Below are 17,970 nucleotides of genomic sequence, written 5' to 3'. Positions count from 1 at the left end.
GTGACCGGCTTCGGGAGGTCAGAGCGAGGGTGCCTTGCAGACGAGGACGAGGCCCTCGGAGAACGCCGGGCGGAGTCTGACGGCGGCGTGGGAGGCGGCCCGCAGAAAGCGTTCCCGGACGCGCTTTCCGGACCCGAGGACGTGGTAGAAGAGCCACCGGCTCGGATGCAGTCCGCAGTCCGAGACCAGGCGGGCCAGGGAAGCGGGGGTGAACACGTACACGTGGTCGGGGTGAATGCTCTCCCACCCCCTCATGGTGTTGACCATTCCCTTGAACGCGAGGCCGTTGGGAGTCGAGAGGATCAACTCGGCCCCGTTGCCCGCCTCCCGCATCAGGTCCGCGATGCCCCGGAGGAACGAGGCGGCGTCCCGTACGTGCTCGATGACGTCGCCGGCCAGGACGATGTCGGGCTTGAACGCGGCGGCGACGGACCTGTCGGCCGGGTCGGAGACGTCCATGACGGTGTACTCCCCGCCCAGCCGGTTCCGCAGGAGTTCGATGCCCTCGGCGTCGATGTCCGCCCCGAGCACCGCGGAGGCGGTCTTCAGCAGCCTGGCGTGGAGGATCGATCCGTCGTCCAGTCTCTCCTCGGTCAGCGGTGAGTCGGCGCAGCCGATGTGCAGCACCCGGCGCCCGGCGCAGAGTTCGAGCAGGAGCGCGTCCCGCTCGGGCATGACCGGCCCCACGGGCAGACGATGGACGAAGAATCCGGGATGTGGCATGACGCCTCTCCTCAAACTTGCTGCACATCGCGCCGGGCGGACGGGATACGACGCCGGCACGCCCGAAAGGAAACGGATATCGGCATGCACGGATGCAGCCGCGCCGAATCCACAGGCTATCCCAGCGCTCTTTCGGCTCGGAACTGACACGCCCTCGTCATGACCCGGTCCGCAAAGGCCACCCCGGGGAATTCTCCACAACGCGGAAAATACCGGCCGGATCAACGGAGGAAGTCCGTGTCGTGAACGTCCGCCTGCTTCGGTGATCCGTGCACCGGGACGTACGGACACCGGGAGCCCTGTTCCCGGGGCCCGCACGGCCCGTCCTCCGGCGGGCCGCCCTGGCGTTCGGGGCCTCAGAAGGCCCGAGTCCCGTGGCTTTGCCTCCCGCTCCCGTCGTGCGAGGCCGGCGCCAGGGGTCGCAGAACGCGGCACGGGACTCCCCCGGCCACCACACCGGGGGGGAGCGAGGACGTGACGACGGCGCCTGCGCCGACAACGGTCCCGGCACCGATCTCGACGCCCTTGAGGACGATGCTGCGCGCGCCCAGGAACACGTCGTCACCGATCACGACCGGGGCGGCGGCGGCCCGGGACTCGGGCTCGAATCGACGGGGAACCATGTCGACCGGATGGAAGTCCGAATCCGCGATGAGCACGTCGGCACCCATCAGAACGCGATTTCCGATCGTCACGGAAATCGATGCGCAAATCGTCGCTCCGCTCAGTCCGGTGTGCTCCCCGATCACCATGCGGGCGCCAGGTCGCAGAGTGCGCAGGATGACCGGACGGGCCACTCCGAGGGGAGTGTTCGGAGCCCGCGAGATCAGCGTGGTACCGGAGCCGATTTCAATACTGGATCCCTCGGCCTGACACACGATCGGACGGCCGATCGCCGTCACTTTCGGGGCCACTGTCACCCTCGAAACAGCGAGGGTGGCCCATCCCGCGATTCGCTGGGCGATGGTTCCCGCAGTGCGTGTCCACTCCACCGGTGTTCTCCTCGCTCCGCGGTCGACGACGCCGCACGTCCGTCTCGTCAATCCGTCCGTGAAGGTCAGATCTACCCTCCGCGGCTTTCCGGAGCGTGGAACAACACGATGCCCGGGACGGCTCCGGCGTTCTCGTCCCGTACGCGAAACCCCGGCCGGGAACGGCCCGACGCAGGCCGCGTGACGCCGTTGCGTGCGGACCGCGGTGTTCACACGCCGTGCCGTCCGTGTCCGCCGGGCCACCGCGCCCCGGCAGGGGCGGGCGCGGCGCCCACCGCGTCGCCGCCCGGGACAGCCGCCGGTCCGGGCACGCCGGTCGCGGGAGCGGGAACGTGCCCCGGCGGAGGCGCGGGCGTGCCGGCGCCGGCGGGGGACGGCCGGCGGGCCGCGTCCGCCTCCGAGGCGCGTGCCTGCCACAGGCACCATCCGAGGAGCACCGCCTGCTCCGGCGGCGCCGAGTAGGCGACGAAGAGCACCAACTGGCCGATGATCACCAGCCGCGGGGCCAGGTTCCCCTCCCCTCCGCGGTCGAGCCGGCGCCACACCACCACGTACAGGGCGAGCAGCGCGACCAGTCCGACCAGGCCCAGGCGCAGCACGAGGTGCAGGTAGTAGTCGTGCGGGGAGACCGTGACGAGCCCTCCCTCGATGGAGCGCGCGTAACCGGAGCCGAACGGGGATCCCAGGAGCCACTGCATCGGTGTACGCGCCGCGTTCAGCAGTTCCTGCCAGCCGAGCACTCGCCACACGAACGAACTGCGGGTGCCCTGGGTCTCGTTGAAGGAGTCCGCGAGCGACGCGCCGATCGAGCCGAACGCGCCGATGGAGTACAGCAGTGCCGCGAAGGAGAGCACCACTGCCCCCGCGATCGCGGAGGTCATGCGCTGACCGGCGCGCGCGGGACGCAGCACCCACCAGCCGAGCGCCATGGCCACGGCCCCCACCCACACCGTGCGGTGCTGCAGCAGGGCCACGAGCACGAGGAGGAGGAAGGCCGCCGGCACCGCGAGCACACCCCGCCGTGCGGCCTTCCGCGTGCCGGGTTCCGACGAAGCGGGCCCTGAGCGGCCGCGCGCCGGGAGGCACAGGAGCAGCATCGCGCCCTGCGCGATCACCAGCGCCGCGCCGGCGGGCACGGGCCTCGGGTCTACCGTCACCCCGTCCACCGCCACGTGCGTGGTCAGCGAGTGCAGCCCTCGGCCCAGCCAGCCGGCCAGACTGAGCAGCACGTACGCCGCCGCGGAGGCCAGCCAGGCCCGGGGGACGACCCTGCTCAGCGGGGCGTTCAGGGGGAGGGTGGCCACGTACAGGGCGAAGGCGAGGAAGTGCCAGAAGTAGACCCGGGCGTCGTTGCCCGCGGCCTCGATACCGAAGGCGGCGACTCCCCGCAGGGTCGACCAGCCGGCCAGCGCGACCAGCACCAGGACGGGCAGCAGTCCCGAACGGGCCCGCAGGTCGCGACGCGGCAGACGGGCCGCGGCGACGCACAGGGCGCAGGCGGTCAGGACGTCCGCCGGATACAGGCGGACGCCGAGGTCCAGACTGGCCGTCTGCCCGTCGACGGCGACGGACCACACGGGCACGGCCAGCAGCAGCCCGATGGCGATCCCGCAGTGCCGGGCGAAGACCCACAGCAGCAGCCCCACGAGCGGGAGCGCCGCGAGGACCACCAGCAGGGTCTGCGGGTCAACGGGTAGGAGTCGCACCGTGATCCGTTCTGGGATGGGGGAACGCGCTGGGGGTGAACCCGGCCGCGCGGCCGGGCGGTGCGGCCGGGCCGCGTGCCCGGCCGGTCAGGGTTCGGCGCGGAGGGACGAGGGCCGGTGCCGCGGCAGGGCTCCCGGCCGGCGGACGGTGGACCGCAGGGCGGTCTTGACGTACGGGGAGCAGAAGACCAGCGGCGCCCAGGGGCCGAGGTGGCGGCGGCAGTACCGCCACCACGGTGCCGGCGGCTGCTCCCGCACCGACACCAGCCTCCGCAGCGCGGTGCGCGCGTCGAGCCCGGGTTCGGCCGAAGTGCCCTTCACCGCACCGGAGTTGTCGTCGCAGATGCCGACGTGGCCCGGTGCGAGCAGCAGCGGGACACCGGCCCGGCGGGCACGGAGCCCGTAGTCGTGGTCCCCCATGCGGTGCGGGAAGGCGGGGTCGAGGTCGCCCAGCACACGCCGGGCGGGGGCGGTGACCAGGACAGCGTTGCCGTTGCAGGTGTCGCACGGCTTCGCGTGCCGGTCGTCCGGCTCGACCCGTTCCAGGACCGGGGGGCGGAGCCGGGGCCGGACGAGGCGGTAGCCGCTGTAGGTGGTGCGGGTTCCGTCGCCGGAGCGCATGGCGCCGACGGCCACGGCCGGGCGGTCCAGGGGTGCCGCGGTGCGCAGCAGTGCGGCGAGGGCCCCCGGGTCGAGGACCACGTCGTCGTTGAGCCACAGCACATGGGCGGCGGGATCGGCGCGGGTGGCGGCGATCCCGGTGCCGGTGCCCCAGTGGACGTCCGTGCCGACCGTCACCACGTCGGTGCGGGGGAAGGCGGCGCGCACCTCGTCGGCCGTGCCGTCGGAGCTGCCGGCGTCGACCAGGTGGACCGTGCAGCGGGTGCCGGCCGGGAGACCGGTCTGGGCGTGCACCGAGGCGAGGGCCGCGAGCGTCCTGTCCCGGCGGTTGTGACAGGTCATCAGGACTGCTACGCCGCGCGGGGCGCCTCCGGGCGGAATGCGATCGGCGGGCACCGGGTCACCGCGCGGCCGGAGCGGGGACGACGGGCGGCGCGGAGTGGTCGCCGGGGGCGGTGCCGTGCTGGAGGGCGCCCAGCTCCGCATCGACCATCAGACGGGCCAGTTCGGGTGCGTGGACCGTCGCGCGCCAGCCGAGTTGCTTCTCCGCCTTGGTGGCGTCGCCGATGAGGTGGTCGACCTCGGTCGGGCGCAGATAGCGCTCGTCGAAGCGCACGTGGTCGCGCCAGTCGAGGCCGACGTGGGCGAAGCACTGCTCGACGAACTCGCGCACGCTGTGGCTGGCGCCGGTGGCGATCACGTAGTCGTCCGGCCGGTCCTGTTGCAGCATCAGCCACATGGCCTCGACGTACTCGGCGGCGTAGCCCCAGTCCCGGCGGGCGTCGAGGTTGCCGAGGTGGACCACGTCCTGCAGGCCGGCCTTGATCCGGGCGGCGGCCACGGCCACCTTCCGGGTCACGAACGTCGGGCCGCGGCGCGGGGACTCGTGGTTGAACAGGATGCCGTTGACGGCGTGGATGCCGTATGCCTCGCGGTAGTTGCGGGTGACCCAGTACGCGTACACCTTCGCCGCCCCGTAGGGCGAGCGGGGGTGGAAGGGGGTGCCCTCGTCCTGGGGCGGCGGGGCGGCGCCGAACATCTCCGAGCTGGACGCCTGGTAGAAGCGGCAGGGAAGGCCCGTCCTCCTGATGGCCTCCAGCAGCCGGGTGGTGCCGAGCCCCGTGGTGTCCCCGGTGAACTCGGGCTCGTCGAACGACACCCGCACATGCGACTGGGCCGCGAGGTGGTAGACCTCGTCCGGCTGCACCTGCTCCAGCAGGCCCGTCATCCGCGTCCCGTCGGTGAGGTCCCCGTAGTGCAGGAAGAGGCGTGCCTCCGGGTCGTGCGGGTCGCGGTAGAGGTGCTCGATGCGTTCGGTGTTGAAGGTGGAGGCGCGGCGGACGATTCCGTGCACCCGGTACCCCTTCTCCAGCAGCAGTTCGGCGAGGTAGGAGCCGTCCTGGCCCGTGATGCCGGTGATGAGTGCCGTTTTGACGGTCACACGCGCTCCTTGGCTGATGAGGTTTCACGAAGCGACGGAAGGCTCCCTTGCAGGTGGGCGCCCCGGCACCTCACCAGTGTAGGGAACAATTACTGCATTTCTTATGCAATGTGGCGTTATGTCGCCTTTCGCCCCTTTCGCCGTAAGGTGGGGCACCGCCCCACCCATCACCACCCACCCCTTCACCGGATCCGATCGGGGACGGACACCTTGGACCTTCGCGACTACCTACGAGTCCTCTCTCGCCGCTGGCGCGCCATCACCGTGCTGACGCTGCTCGGCACGGCGGCCGGTGTACTCCTCACCTACACGGCCGTCCCCGAGTACCGGGCCACCGCCAAGCTCTTCGTCTCACTGCAGGGCAGCACCGACGAGGACACCGCCCAGCTCGCCCAGGGAAACCTCTTCACGCAGGCCCGTGTCCGGTCGTACGCCGAGGTGGCGACGAGCCCCCTGGTGACCGGGCACGTCGTCAAGCAGCTGAAGCTGAAGATGTCGCCGGCCGCGCTGAGCGGCAAGATCAGCGCCACGGCCCAGCCCGACACGGTGCTCCTCCAGCTCACCGTCACCGACACCCGGGCGGCACGGGCGGCGCGTATCAGCAACGCCGTCGCCGAACGGTTCACCGAGGTGATCCGCGGGCTCGAGCGCCCGGTCGACGCCGAGTCGTCGCCGGTGCGGCTGAGCGTGACCGAGCCGGCCTCCGTGCCCGCCGCGCCCTTCTCGCCGCGGCCGGCCGTGAACGTCGCACTCGGGCTCCTGGCCGGGCTGATCCTCGGGGCCGGTTTCGCGCTGGCGAGGGAGACGCTGGACTCGTCGGTCCGCACGTCCAAGGCGCTGACCGACGCCCTGGCCGGCTTCGGCGGACCGCCCGTGCTCGGCAGCATCGTGCACGACCCCCAGGCGACCAGCCGGCCGCTGGCGCTCCGCGACGACATGCACGGGCTCCGCGCCGAGGGCTTCCGGCGGCTGCGCACCTGTCTGCAGTTCGTGGACGTGGACCGGCCGCCGAAGGTGATCGCGGTGACCAGCCCGCTGTCCGGCGAGGGGAAGACCAGCGTCGCGGTGAACCTCGCCGCGACACTGGCCGAGACCGGAGCCTCGGTGTGCCTGGTCGACACCGACCTGCGGCGCCCTTCCACCGCCCGCACGCTGGGGCTGATCCGTGACGCCGGGCTCACCACCGCGCTGATCGGCCGTGCCGAGGTGCAGCAACTGCTGCAGTCCGCGGGCTCGTTCTCCGTACTGACCAGCGGCGCGGTGCCACCGAACCCCACCGAGCTGCTGGGCAGTGCTCAGCTGAGGGCCGTACTGCGGGGCCTCGCCGAGAAGTTCGACCACGTGGTGGTGGACACCGCACCGGTCCTCCCCGTCGCTGACGCCTCCGTGATCGCGTCCGAGGTGGACGGCTACCTCCTCGTCGTACGGGCCTCCCGCACCAGCCGCGACCAGATCGCCGAGGCGCTGCGCGCCCTGCGGCACGTGGGCGCCTCGGTGGTCGGCACGGTCCTGAACATGGCGTCGCCGAAGGAGGACCGCGGCGCTCACGGGTACGCCTACGAGTACCGGCCGCAGTCCCACACGACCGGCCGGTTCGGCCGCCTCGCGAGGTTCGCCCGCCCCCTCCGTCCGGCGCGGCTCGGCCGCTTCCTCGGCCGCGTCCTCGGCCTGGCCCTGCTCGCGCGGGCCGTCCGCCGATCACGGCCCGCCGGCACCGCCCCGGCGGCCCTGCCCACCCCCGGCGGCGGGCCGGACGCCCGGCTCACCGCGCCCGTGCATGCGCTCGCCGACGAGTCACCCCGCCCGGTGGCCGTCGAACGGAGCGTGCAGTCATGACCGTGGTGGTGTCCGAGCCGTACGGGGCCGTCCGCCGCCCCCTCGACCGCTCGGCCCGCGTGCTCGTGGCCGGAAGCCGCGGCCTCGTCGGTTCGGCCGTGTGGCGGCATCTGACGCGGGAGGGCTTCACCGACCTCGTGGGGCCCGGTTCCGCGGAGCTGGACCTGCGCGAGCGCCGTGAGGTCTTCGACTGGTTCGCCGCCGCCCGGCCGGACGTGGTGGTGCTGGCCGCCGCCCGGGTGGGCGGGATCAGGGCCAACGCCACCCGGCCGGCCGCCTTCCTCTCCGACAACCTGCGAATCCAGGTCAACGTGCTGGACGCCGCGCTGGAGCACGGCACCGGCCGGCTGCTGTTCCTGGGGTCCAGTTGCATCTACCCCAAGTTCGCCGACCAGCCCATCCGGGAGGAAGCGCTCCTCACCGGCCCGCTGGAGCCGACGAACGACGCCTACGCCATCGCCAAGATCGCCGGGATCCAGCAGGTCCAGGCGGTGCGGCGCCAGTACGGGCTGCCGTGGATCTGCGCCATGCCGACCAATCTGTACGGCCCCGGGGACAACTTCCACCCGGAGCACTCCCATGTGCTGCCGTCGCTCATCCGGCGCTTCGACGAGGCCCGCAGGGAGGGCGCACCGCAGGTCGTGAACTGGGGCTCCGGGGCGCCGCGCCGGGAGTTCCTGCACGTGGACGACCTGGCCCGGGCCTGCCTCCATCTGCTGGAGCACTACGACGCGGACGGCCCGGTCAACGTCGGCACGGGCACGGACCTGACGATCCGTGAGGCCGCGGAACTGGTGGCGGAGGTCGTCGGCTACCGGGGGACCCTCGAGTGGGACCCGCGTCAGCCGGACGGGACTCCCCGCAAGCTCCTCGACATCTCCCGGATCACCGCCCTGGGCTGGGAGCCGCGGATCGGCCTGCGGGAGGGCCTGGCCCGGACGTACGCCTGGTACACGGAGCACCGCGACACCGGCGCGCTGCGGCTCTGACCGCCGGGGGCGTCCGGTCCCACCCGCGTCGGGGGGACCGGACGCACGGCCGTGCGATCCGGGGCTCCGGGCCCGCGGCAGACGTCCCCCAGGAGCCGTGACCACGATTCCGCGACCACGGTCCGGCCCCCGTACGCGACCGGCCAGGGCCATCCGAGTGCTGCTCGTACACCGTCCTGCCGAACCCCGTGGTGCGCCTGTTTCGGACGGGCCGGTTCATGTCTACGGATCGAGCGCTTGATCTTCACGAACGGTCGGACGGAGTGACGACCACGAGTGTCGGTGGAGGCGGTGCGAAAGGCACGTCGATGTCTGCTTCTGACCTACCCATGCGAACGAACGACGGCGAGCAGAAGGCGCCGCAGTCCCGGAGCAGCACACGGGCTCGGTCCGGCCGCCGAACGCCCGGTGGCCGGGCACAGCGCGGTCGCCCGCCTCGCGGCCGTCCCCGGGCGCCGGGGCGGTGGCCACGGTCCGCCGTCGGTGCGGCGAACAACCTGTCCTGCAAAGCGGTTCGAACTTCTCTTTCGAAAAGCAATAACGATCACCACTCGTCAAGCGTCTTCCACTAAGGAGCCAGAAACCATGCCCAGACGCTCCGTACGGCGACTCGTCGTGGCCGCCGCTGCCGCAAGCCTTGTTGCCGCAGCCCCGTTGATCGCCGCCCAGCCGGCCTTCGCGCAGTACCCGCCCGCCCCCAATCTGACCGTCGAGGACGTGGACCTCGTCCTGGAGCTCGGCCAGGTGGTCGACTTCCTCGGACGGGGCTTCACTCCGAATGAGCAGACCACCGGCCGCCTCGTGCCCGTGGGCGGTGGCGGTGGCGGTGGCGGTGCCGGCGGACCCGGCGGCGCGGCCGCGCTGGGCCGTTCCGCGGCCGTCCCGCAGACCTTCACCGCGGCCGACCCCAAGTCCAGCCCCTCGCCGAGCCCGTCCACCACCATGTCGACCGGCCGGGGCGACCGGCCCGTCGTGACGCTCGGAACGTGGACCGCCGACGCGAACGGCGTCGTGGACGCGACCTTCACCGTCCCCGAGGGAACGCGGGAGGGCGCCTACTACTTCCAGCTCAGCGGCGCGCGGTCCGACCTCGTCCTCACCGTCCGGGTGACCATCGACGGGGACGGCGACGGCGACGGGGACGGGGACGGGGACCACGGGGACGGGGACCACGGGCGCCCCGGCGGCGGTGACGACGACCACGGGCGTCCCGGCGGCGGTGACGACGACCACGGCCACAACGGCAGTGACGACCACGACGGTCGCGGCCACGACGACGACTACGACGACGACGATGACGACGACCACGGGGACGGCGGCAAGTCCGACCACGACGACTCGGACGACGACAAGGACTCCGGGCCCTCGCTGGCCGACACCGGCTCCTCCGACGGAACGGCGGTCCTGCTGACCGCGACCGGCGGTCTGCTGCTGCTCGGCGGTGGCGCGCTGGTCGTCGCGAAGCGCCGGCGCAACGCCTCGCAGCGGGGCTGACCGGACTGACCGCCTCGCACGGCGGCACCACCGAGGTACGGGCGAGCTCCCGGACGGCACCGCGCCGTCCGGGAGCTCGCCCGCGTCCGGGGAGCGCGGCACGGTGATACGGCATGGGGGCGAATCCCCCGGTGAGCCGCTGCAGGGACACCGCCCGGGGCCGGGGCGTCGTGCGAGGGTGCGGGACATGCGTGTCGCGTGCGTGGCCCCCTTGGCCGCCCTGGTCCTCGCCGCGGGGGCCGTGACGTCCTGCGGGGCGGGCGGTGCCGATGACGGGGCGCCGGGGGTGAACGGACGGGCGGCGCCGGTCGAGCGGCTGCGGGTGGAGGTCGTCGAGACCCTGCCGCACGACCCGGACGCCTTCACCCAGGGCCTGGAGATGGCCCACGGCAGGCTCTACGAGAGCACGGGTGTCAGCGGCCGGTCGGCGATCGGGTCCGGTCCGCCGGGTGCCCCGCCCTCCCGGCACGAGCGGCTGGCGGCGCCGCTGTTCGGTGAGGGGATGACGGTCATGGGACCGACGCTGTGGCAGCTCACCTGGCGCGACGGCGTCGCGATCGAACGCGACGCGAGGACGCTGACCGAGCTCCGCCGGGTCCCGTACGACGGTGAGGGCTGGGGGGTGTGCCACCAGTCGCGGCACGACCGTCTGGTGACGAGCGACGGCTCGTCCCGGCTCGTGTTCCGCGACCCCGGGACCCTCCGGAGGACGGGCTCGGTCGTCGTCACCCTCGACGGCCGGCGGGTGGACCGGCTCAACGAGCTGGAGTGCGTCGGCGACCTCGTGTACGCCAACGTCTGGCCCACCGACCGGATCGTACGGATCGACGCCGGCAGCGGACGGGTGACGGGGGAGATCGCCGCGTCCGGCCTGATCGGCGCGGCCGAGCGGCGGCGCACGGACGTCCTCAACGGGATCGCGGCGATCCCGGAAACGGATCAGTTCCTGCTGACCGGCAAGTGGTGGCCGAAGATGTTCCGGGTGCGGTTCGTACCCGTGTCGCCCGCCCCCGGCACCCCGCTCCGGACCTCCTGAAGGACCGACGCCGATACCGTGCGTGCGCCCGGTCGCCGTGCGGGCCCCACGCGGGGGACCACCGCGTTCCGGGGCCGTGCCACCCGCCCCCTGTCCGCCCGACGGGCCTGCCGTCGATGCGCACCGTCATGCCGGGAAGTCGACCGACGCTCTGCTGGCGGGGCTTTCCGTGGTGTTGTCGGTGTCGGTGTCGGTGCCCGGTGCGTCCGCGGCAGGCCCGCGGGGTTGCGCGGCGGGCGCGCCGGCCGTCGCGGCCGGGGACAGCCACAGTCCGGCGCTCATGGGTGACGGCACGGTGCGCGCCTGGGGCAGCAACTCCCTGGGCCGGCTGGGGAACGGGACCGCCGCCGACAGCGCCGTGCCGGTGCAGGTCGCCGGTATTCCCGGCTGCCGCGGCCACGGCGAGCCCGTCCACTCCCCCGGCGGCCGGGACCACGACGACCGGCGGGCCCTCCGCGGTGCGCTGAAGCAGGGGGCGGCGCCGGTGCGGTGGCCGGGACGCGCCTCAGTCCCCCACCACCACGGTCCGCTGCGCCGAGAAGTCCCCCCAGTTCCCGTCCGGGAGCCTGGCGCGCAGTTTCAGCGAGTAGCGGGTGCCCGGCGGGTCGGTCACGGTGAGGGTGTAGGTGGCCGGACCGGGCGGCGGTTCGGCCCCCCAGACGATCGTGGTGGCGAGTCTGCCGTTGAGGAAGAGCTGGTGCTCCCGGACCGGGGCGCCGGTGGCCGGGGGTGTCCAGGTCAGCTCGACCGCGTGGGCCGGGGGCGCCGAGGGCCGGATGACGGCGGTGAGCCGGGTGGGGGCCGTGTTGGGGCCGCCGCCCGGAGCCGTGGCGGTCGTCAGGTCGAGCGGGGCGCTGTCGGGTGAGGTGTTGTCGGCCGCGTCCCGGGCACGGACGGTGAACGTGTAGACCGTGCCGGGACGCAGGCCCGTGACCCGGGCCGTGGTGGTGGTGCCGGGCACGCTGTGGATGCGGGAGTCCGCCTGGTAGACGTCGTACGCCGTCACTCCGCGGTCGTCGGCCGAGGCCCCCCAGGACAGGGTGACCGCACGGCTCCCCTCGGCCCGCCCCGTCGGCGCTCCGGGGCGGCCGGGCGGGCGCCGGTCCTCGACGGCGGGGGCGAGTGTGGTGACGGGGACCGGCGCGCTGTGCGCCGACGCGTTGCCGGCGCCGTCGAGGGCGCGGACCGTGAACGCGTAGGCGGTGGAGGGGGCGAGGCCGTCGATGTCGGTCATGTGCGTGGCCGCCGGGAGGGACTTCACCTTCGTGCCGGCGCGGAAGACCTCGTAGCCGCTCACGCCGGTGTCGTCCGTGGCGTGCTCCCACATGACGTGCACGGACGTGGCACTGCTCGCCTGGGCGGTGACGCCGCTCGGCACGGAGGGGCTGCGGGTGTCCGCGGCCCGGGCGTCGCCGCCGCACGCCGTGAGCAGCAGTGCGGACGCGCACGTCAACACGGGGAAGAACAGGGGGCGTTGCACCGGACTGCCTCCGTCCGCCGGGGCATTGGTCCAGACCTGTATCGCACAGTCCGGCCGCACCGGGCAAGAGGGCGGAGGGCAGGGGACCGAACGAAGGCGACGGCAGGGGCGACGGCGGCGGAGACCGCCGCGGCGGGAGGCCGGTCCGCCGCCTACCGTTCGCTGTGGCCCAGCGTCCTCCCGGGCGCGACCCGGTCCCTGACGGCCCGCTTCACCGCGGTGGGCTCGGGAAAGCCCTGCTCACGGCGGTCCCAGACGACCTCGCCGTCGACGCGTACGACGAACACGCCCCCGATCCCGGGCTTCAGCGCCACTTCGTTGAGCTCGGATCGGTCGAACGTGCCGAGGAGCTCCTGGGCGAGCCAGGCGGCGCGGGGCAGCCAGCGGCACTGGGTGCAGTACTCGATCTGCAGCCGGTGCCCGGCCGTTCCCCGATCCGCCCCGGGTCCGGGCGCCTCGTCCGCCTCGGGCACCTGGCGCCTCACCCTCCCGTGCCGCGGTGGTGTGCCGCGGACCGTTTCGCCGTCGCCTTCGCCGTCTTCACGGCGTGTGCCGCCAAGTCTGCCACCCTGCCGTCCGGGTGACGGCCACGCAGGTCCTCCAGGACGCGGACCGCGCTCGCCGGATCGACCTCCGTCAGCGCCGGCAGCAGGGAGGCGGCGCCGCCCGGCCAGCCGGCGGCGGCCTCGTCGAAGGCGTCGATGAGAGCGGTGGGGGCCGGCTCGGGGGCGCGGTCCTCGTCGGCGGCGGCCACGAACACCCGCATGTCCGCGGTCCAGCGGGCGTCCAGGTCCTCCAGCAGGAGCGTGGCCCGGGCGGTGAGGGGCACGAGGCCCTCGTCGGCGGGTTCGCCCCGGGAGCGGAGGAGCCGGTGGGCGTGGGCGCCGGTGACGGGGTCCGTGAGGGCGGCCCGCAGGGGCCCGTCGGGGATGCGCGCGCGATCCAGCCGGTCGAAGAGACCCGTCGTCAGCGTGCGGTAGAAGTCGGCGGACTTGGCCGCGGAGACGGCGTCCAGCAGCTCGCTCCACACCGGGTCGGTGGCGCCCCTGGCCGTCGTCCACGCGGTGACGGCCGCCGCGGCGACGGCCGGTGGCCAGTACTGGACGGCCGCGACGGTCCGTGCGGCGTCCCACGAGGTGATCTCGTGCTCGTCGGGCGCGGCGACATGGCCCACGGCGAGGACGTGGCGGACGACGGCGTTGCCGAGCGGGGTGAGCCCGTAGGTGTCGCCGGTGCGGAAGACACAGCCGGTCCGGGTCAGCTCGTCGACCACCTCGGCGAGCGCACGTGCCGGGCCGTCGACCACCGAGCGGTCCTCCTCGGTGAGACCGGGGAGGCCGAGCAGTGCGGACAGTTCGGCGAGCGCCGGGGTCTCGTACCCGGGCGGGGCCGAGGCAGGGACGGTCGCGGGGGCGTCCTCGAGTTCGGGCGGGACGGTCAGGTCGGTGTGGCCGGACGCCTTGCGCGCCACGGACTCGGGGGTGCCGCCGCGGGCGTACAGCCCGTAGAGCACATGCGCCGCGTCGAGGGCGTACTCCTCGTCGGCGGCGCTGTCCGGGGCGGACCCGGCGGCGATGCGCTCCACGACGGCGGCGAGGACGTCGGCACCGAGCTCGACGAGTTCCTGCGGGGTGCCGTCGGTCCAGACGGCCTCCGCCGGACCGGGGAACCCGCACTGCTCGGCGAGGTCCCGGACGTCGTCGCTCCCGGCCGCGAGTGCCGCGGGCAGCGGGGCCGCGTGCAGCAGCGCCCGGATCTCACCGGACCCGGGCACGGCGGCCGGTGGGGGCAGCGGGATCGCGGAGTCCCCGTGCTGGTCGAGGTGTTCGTCGAGGAAGCGGTCGGCGAGGACGACATGGGGCAGCGCCTCGGGGCCGGGGGCGAGACCCTCGTACGGGCCGGAGAGGGCCTCGGCGAGGCCCGCGGCCGTCCAGCGGTCGGTCAGGGCCACCGCCAGCGCCTCCAGCTCCGACGTCAGCGCCTCCTCGGGGCGGGCGGCCTCCAGGACGGGTGTCGCGGGCAGCAGCGGCCCCGCCGGCGAGGGCCCTTCCACGTCGTGGGCGAAGGCCGACAGCAGCGCGTCGGTGAGCCGGATGCGGGCGGCGAAGGTGGCGGCCGTGACGTCCGAGCGGTGCAGGGGTTCGGGAAGCGCGGGCCGCTCCGCATGGGGCGCGGCGGCGAGCGCGGCCAGCCAGGCGCGCACCGCCTCGGGGTCGTCCGCGTCGACCCCGTCCGCCCGCAGCAGCGACGCGTACCAGCGGGGCCAGGTCAGATTCCGGGGGTCGCCGAGGGCACGTACGAACACGGGTACGGCGTCGTCGACCGCGGCGAGGACTCGCGCATGACGTTTGGCGTTCAGCCGGCCGGCGTCGCGGACGCGGTCGGTGAGCGCGGTGAGGACGGACGGGACGGCGTCGGTCTCGTCCGGGCTCGCCCACAGCAGCAGGGGCAGGTCCTCGGCGAGCACCCGGCGCACCAGCTCGGGCGTCGGCTCGGGGACGCCCGCCCGGCGGTCGGCGCCGTGCAGCGCCAGCAGGGTCAGCACCGCGTCCGCGGGGCGGGGCGGCAGGACGGTCTTCCGCTCCGTCTCCGCCCAGTCGAGGAATGCGTCGAGGCCGGTGTTCAGGGCAGTGGTACGGGTCACCTGGGGAGCGTATGGGCGTACACCGGGGCAGGGGCGCTTGCCCGGCGGAGGATGGCCCGATCGGGCGAGAGCGGCCGCCGGACCGTGCGACGCGGCGGCACCGTACGGGCCCGGCGGTGGCGCGCCCGGGGTTCCCCGCGGGCGGGTCCGGCCCGCTGTGCCGTGGCAGGGGAGGTCTGCCGGGGTCCGCCGGGAAGGTCGGGGTGTCCGGTGCGGTGCGGCGCGCCGCGGAGCATCGCCCTCGTACCGGACGCACCCGGGGGCGGCAACGCGGCGAGGCGCCGTGCAGGGCGTGTCGGGAGCCGGTGGGCCCTTCCGGTCACGGCGCCGGGCACCGCGGGACTCCCACCGATGAGTTCCGGCCCGTCGATCGGTCCGCACTTCCTGGGGACCGACAGCACGGACAGCCCGCCCGGCAGGCTGGGCAGGAACGGAGTGGACGGCATGGACGGCATGGACGGCACGACGGGCACGGCCGGCACGACCGGAACGACCGGCACGGCCGGAACGGAGACGCCGGACCTGGGCGCGGTGGCCACCGCGCTGGCCCATCTGGCCGAGGGGGTCACGGACGCGAGCCTCGGGGAGCCGACCCCGTGCCCGAAGTACGCGGTACGGGAACTCCTCGCCCATGTCATCGGGCTGTCGGCGGCCTTCCGGGACGCCGCGCGCAAGGACCTCGGGCCGTCGACCGCGGTCGACCCGGGCGCCGTGGAGTGGGTCCTGGCGGACGACTGGCGCGCGGAACTGCCGAGGCTGCTGGACGAGCTGGTGACCGCCTGGCGTGCACCCGGCGCCTGGGACGGCGACACCCGGGCGGGCGGGATCACCTTCCCGGCGGCGGCCGCGGGGAGGGTCGCCCTCAACGAGCTCCTGGTCCACGGCTGGGACCTGGCGCGCGCCACGGGCCAGGACTACACGCCCGACGAGGCCGGTCTGCGGGTGTCGTACGGACTGATGGCCCCGGCCGCGGACGACGGCGGCCGCGACGGGATGTTCGGCCCGGTCGTCCCCGTACCGGACGACGCCCCGCTGCTCGACCGGGTCATCGGCCTCAGCGGCCGCCGGCCGGACTGGCGTCCCGGGGACTGAGACGGGGCTGCGGGGCAGGGGCCCGTGCACCGGGGTCCCAGGTCCCGTCCGGCCGCAGACCGCCCCAGGGCTCCGTGGGGCCGGGGAAGCCGGGGAGTCGGGGAGTCGGGGAGTCGGGGGCTTGGGGGCCGACGGGCCGACGGGCCGACGGGCCGTGCCCGAACCCGTCCCTGACGCCGCACCGCGACGGCGACGGCGCGCCGGGGCGCCGTCGCCGTACGCCAGTGGCGGCGGCGCTTCAGTGCACCGGGACCGGATCCGGCTCGCGGTGCGCCTCGGACGGTGACGCCCCGGCGGCCCGGGCCCGGTCGCGGCCGAGGTGGTTGAAGGCCAGGTTAAGCACGATGGCGACCACGCAGCCGGTCGAGATACCGGAGTCGAGCACCACCAGCAGGTCCTTCGGGAAGGCGTGGTAGAACTCCGGTGCCGCGATCGGGATCAGCCCGATGCCCACGGAGGCCGCCACGATCAGTGCGTTCTCGCCCTTCTCCAGGGCCGCCGCGGCCAGCGTCTGGATGCCGCTGGCGGCGACCGAGCCGAAGAGGACGATGCCCGCGCCGCCGAGGACCGGCAGCGGGACCAGGGCGATGACGGAGGCCGCGACGGGGCACAGGCCCAGCAGGATCAGGATGCCGCCGCCTGCCGCCACGACATAGCGGCTGCGGACCTTCGTCATGGCGACCAGGCCGATGTTCTGGGCGAACGCGCTGCACATGAAGCCGTTGAAGAGGGGGCTGATCGCGCTGCCGAGGGTGTCGGCGCGCAGCCCGCCCTCGATGATCCGCTCGTCCGCCGGCCGGTCCACGATCCGGCCGAGGGCCAGCATGTCGGCGGTGGACTCGGTCATGCAGACGAGCATCACGATGCACATGGAGACGATCGCGGCGATCTCGAACTGCGGCGCACCGAAGTGGAACGGCGTGGGGAAGCCGAAGACGTCCGCGCCGCGCAGGGCGTCCAGGCCGGTCATACCGAGCGGGACGGCGACGAGCGTGCCGGCGACGAGGCCGAGGAGGATGGCGATCTGCTGCAGGAACCCGCGCAGCAGTCTCCGCAGCGCGAGCACGATCACGAGGGTGAGCGCGGCCATGCCGATGTTCTCCGTCGAACCGTGGTCGGGGGCCGCGGGGTCGCCGCCCTGGGCCCAGTTGAAGGCGACGGGCAGCAGGGAGACACCGATGAGCGTGATGACGGTGCCGGTGACGACGGGCGGGAAGAACCGTACGAGTTTCGAGAAGTACGGCGTGAGGACGAAGCCCAGCACGCTGGCGACGAGGATCGCGCCGAAGATCACTGCGATGCCGTCGTGGCCCCGGTCCCTGCCGATGGCGATCATCGGGGTGACACCGGCGAACGAGACGCCGTTGACGAAGGGGAGCCGGGCGCCGACCTTCCAGAAGCCCAGCGTCTGGAGGAGGGTGGCGATGCCCGCGGTGAACAGGCTCGCGCCCATGAGGAACGCGGTGTCCCGGGCGCCGAGGCCGACCGCGGGCCCCACGATCATGGGCGGGGCGACCACACCCGCGTACATGGCGGCCACGTGCTGCAGGCCGCTGGTGAACATCCTGAACGGCGGGAGCGTCTCGTCGACCGGGTGTTTGCGGTCTCCGTCACCCGGGTGCGCCGGGTCGCCGGGGGCGGGATGCTCCTGGTCGCCGGGCGCGGCATCTGCGTCTTTGCGGAACCTTGGCTTGGCTGCCACGGCAATTCCTCCGGTCGGTTGACACGTCGGCTGCGACGTGGGTGTCAGGGAGGTCAGAAGTGATGCGTGATGCAGGTGTTCCAGGTGGTGCTGGTGTGCGCCCGTGTGGAGGTGCCGTGGGATGCCGGCACAAAAGAAACCACCGTCTCCGGGAGGCGTGTGCCGTGTCGGCGCACACCTCCCGGAGGCGGCTGCCGCGGACCCCGCTCGGGTC

General features: G+C 73.8%; 15 protein-coding genes and 1 pseudogene. 6 read left to right on the top strand and 10 right to left on the bottom strand.

Annotated features, from left to right (window positions below; all coding sequences use genetic code 11):
- Window positions 1–18: 18 nt before the first annotated feature.
- The 5 genes from QRN89_RS28205 to gmd all read right to left on the bottom strand — a co-directional run bounded on the left by QRN89_RS28205 (window position 19) and on the right by gmd (window position 5,483).
- A complete protein-coding gene (locus QRN89_RS28205; protein ID WP_290352221.1) occupies window positions 19–723 on the bottom strand; it encodes a class I SAM-dependent methyltransferase in 705 nt (234 codons plus the stop codon).
- A 356-nt stretch (window positions 724–1,079) separates the two neighbouring features.
- A complete protein-coding gene (locus QRN89_RS28200) occupies window positions 1,080–1,625 on the bottom strand; it encodes an acyltransferase (protein ID WP_290352220.1) in 546 nt (181 codons plus the stop codon).
- 299 nt (window positions 1,626–1,924) lie between these two features.
- On the bottom strand, window positions 1,925–3,421 hold the full coding sequence (locus tag QRN89_RS28195) for an O-antigen ligase family protein (protein WP_290352219.1): 1,497 nt from the start codon (window positions 3,419–3,421) through the stop codon (window positions 1,925–1,927).
- Window positions 3,422–3,508: 87 nt separating this feature from the next.
- Entirely contained in the window at window positions 3,509–4,438 is a 930-nt protein-coding gene (locus QRN89_RS28190; RefSeq protein WP_356948664.1) for a glycosyltransferase family 2 protein, read from the bottom strand.
- Window positions 4,439–4,442: 4 nt separating this feature from the next.
- Window positions 4,443–5,483: a GDP-mannose 4,6-dehydratase gene (gmd, locus tag QRN89_RS28185; RefSeq protein WP_290352218.1), complete on the bottom strand. Its 1,041-nt coding sequence runs from the start codon at window positions 5,481–5,483 to the stop codon at window positions 4,443–4,445.
- A gap of 210 nt (window positions 5,484–5,693) precedes the next feature.
- Here gmd and QRN89_RS28180 point away from each other — a divergent pair, with 210 nt between their 5' ends.
- The 4 genes from QRN89_RS28180 to QRN89_RS28165 all read left to right on the top strand — a co-directional run bounded on the left by QRN89_RS28180 (window position 5,694) and on the right by QRN89_RS28165 (window position 10,838).
- A complete protein-coding gene (locus tag QRN89_RS28180) occupies window positions 5,694–7,319 on the top strand; it encodes a tyrosine-protein kinase domain-containing protein (protein WP_290352217.1) in 1,626 nt (541 codons plus the stop codon).
- A complete protein-coding gene (locus tag QRN89_RS28175; protein ID WP_290352216.1) occupies window positions 7,316–8,308 on the top strand; it encodes a GDP-L-fucose synthase family protein in 993 nt (330 codons plus the stop codon). The genes QRN89_RS28180 and QRN89_RS28175 overlap by 4 nt, the downstream gene beginning before the upstream one ends.
- Window positions 8,309–8,893: 585 nt before the next feature.
- Window positions 8,894–9,802, top strand: a complete 909-nt coding sequence (locus QRN89_RS28170) for an LPXTG cell wall anchor domain-containing protein (RefSeq protein WP_290352215.1) — start codon at window positions 8,894–8,896, stop codon at window positions 9,800–9,802.
- Window positions 9,803–9,989: 187 nt separating this feature from the next.
- On the top strand, window positions 9,990–10,838 hold the full coding sequence (locus QRN89_RS28165; protein WP_290352214.1) for a glutaminyl-peptide cyclotransferase: 849 nt from the start codon (window positions 9,990–9,992) through the stop codon (window positions 10,836–10,838).
- Window positions 10,839–10,964: 126 nt separating this feature from the next.
- Here the strand turns inward: QRN89_RS28165 and QRN89_RS28160 are convergent, their stop codons facing one another.
- On the bottom strand, window positions 10,965–11,120 hold the full coding sequence (locus QRN89_RS28160) for a hypothetical protein (RefSeq protein WP_290352213.1): 156 nt from the start codon (window positions 11,118–11,120) through the stop codon (window positions 10,965–10,967).
- On the opposite strand from QRN89_RS28160, the pseudogene QRN89_RS28155 reads away from it, so the two are divergent.
- Window positions 11,119–11,232: pseudogene (locus tag QRN89_RS28155) on the top strand (hypothetical protein); the annotation flags it as partial. The gene QRN89_RS28160 and the pseudogene QRN89_RS28155 sit on opposite strands and share 2 nt — an antisense overlap.
- A 111-nt stretch (window positions 11,233–11,343) precedes the next feature.
- Here the strand turns inward: QRN89_RS28155 and QRN89_RS28150 are convergent.
- The 3 genes from QRN89_RS28150 to QRN89_RS28140 form a co-directional block, all read right to left on the bottom strand.
- On the bottom strand, window positions 11,344–12,318 hold the full coding sequence (locus QRN89_RS28150) for a fibronectin type III domain-containing protein (protein ID WP_290352212.1): 975 nt from the start codon (window positions 12,316–12,318) through the stop codon (window positions 11,344–11,346).
- 152 nt (window positions 12,319–12,470) lie between these two features.
- Window positions 12,471–12,791 carry an Rdx family protein gene (locus QRN89_RS28145; protein ID WP_290352211.1) on the bottom strand — a complete coding sequence of 107 codons (321 nt, stop codon included), beginning with the start codon at window positions 12,789–12,791 and terminating at the stop codon, window positions 12,471–12,473.
- Between the two features lie 8 nt (window positions 12,792–12,799).
- Complete coding sequence (locus QRN89_RS28140) at window positions 12,800–14,962, bottom strand: hypothetical protein (RefSeq protein ID WP_290352210.1); 2,163 nt, start codon at window positions 14,960–14,962, stop codon at window positions 12,800–12,802.
- A gap of 453 nt (window positions 14,963–15,415) precedes the next feature.
- On the opposite strand from QRN89_RS28140, the gene QRN89_RS28135 reads away from it, so the two are divergent.
- Complete coding sequence (locus QRN89_RS28135) at window positions 15,416–16,054, top strand: TIGR03086 family metal-binding protein (RefSeq protein ID WP_290353890.1); 639 nt, start codon at window positions 15,416–15,418, stop codon at window positions 16,052–16,054.
- A 238-nt stretch (window positions 16,055–16,292) separates the two neighbouring features.
- Here the strand turns inward: QRN89_RS28135 and QRN89_RS28130 are convergent, their stop codons facing one another.
- Window positions 16,293–17,756, bottom strand: a complete 1,464-nt coding sequence (locus QRN89_RS28130; protein WP_290352209.1) for a nucleobase:cation symporter-2 family protein — start codon at window positions 17,754–17,756, stop codon at window positions 16,293–16,295.
- Window positions 17,757–17,970: the final 214 nt, after the last annotated feature.

The organism is Streptomyces sp. HUAS CB01, from assembly GCF_030406905.1.
In the GTDB taxonomy this organism is placed as follows: Bacteria; Actinomycetota; Actinomycetes; order Streptomycetales; family Streptomycetaceae; genus Streptomyces; species Streptomyces chengbuensis.
The sequence above is the reverse complement of the archived record's forward strand: the minus strand, read 5'-3'. Positions and strand labels throughout refer to the sequence as shown.

Bases quoted from the DNA above. Each gene is read 5' to 3' on its own strand.
- QRN89_RS28205 (WP_290352221.1), bottom strand. From the start codon at position 723: ATGCCACATCCCGGATTCTTCGTCCATCGTCTGCCCGTGGGGCCGGTC.
- QRN89_RS28175 (WP_290352216.1), top strand. From the start codon at position 7,316: ATGACCGTGGTGGTGTCCGAGCCGTACGGGGCCGTCCGCCGCCCCCTC.
- QRN89_RS28170 (WP_290352215.1), top strand. From the start codon at position 8,894: ATGCCCAGACGCTCCGTACGGCGACTCGTCGTGGCCGCCGCTGCCGCA.
- QRN89_RS28165 (WP_290352214.1), top strand. From the start codon at position 9,990: ATGCGTGTCGCGTGCGTGGCCCCCTTGGCCGCCCTGGTCCTCGCCGCG.
- QRN89_RS28160 (WP_290352213.1), bottom strand. From the start codon at position 11,120: ATGAGCGCCGGACTGTGGCTGTCCCCGGCCGCGACGGCCGGCGCGCCC.
- QRN89_RS28135 (WP_290353890.1), top strand. From the start codon at position 15,416: ATGGACGGCACGACGGGCACGGCCGGCACGACCGGAACGACCGGCACG.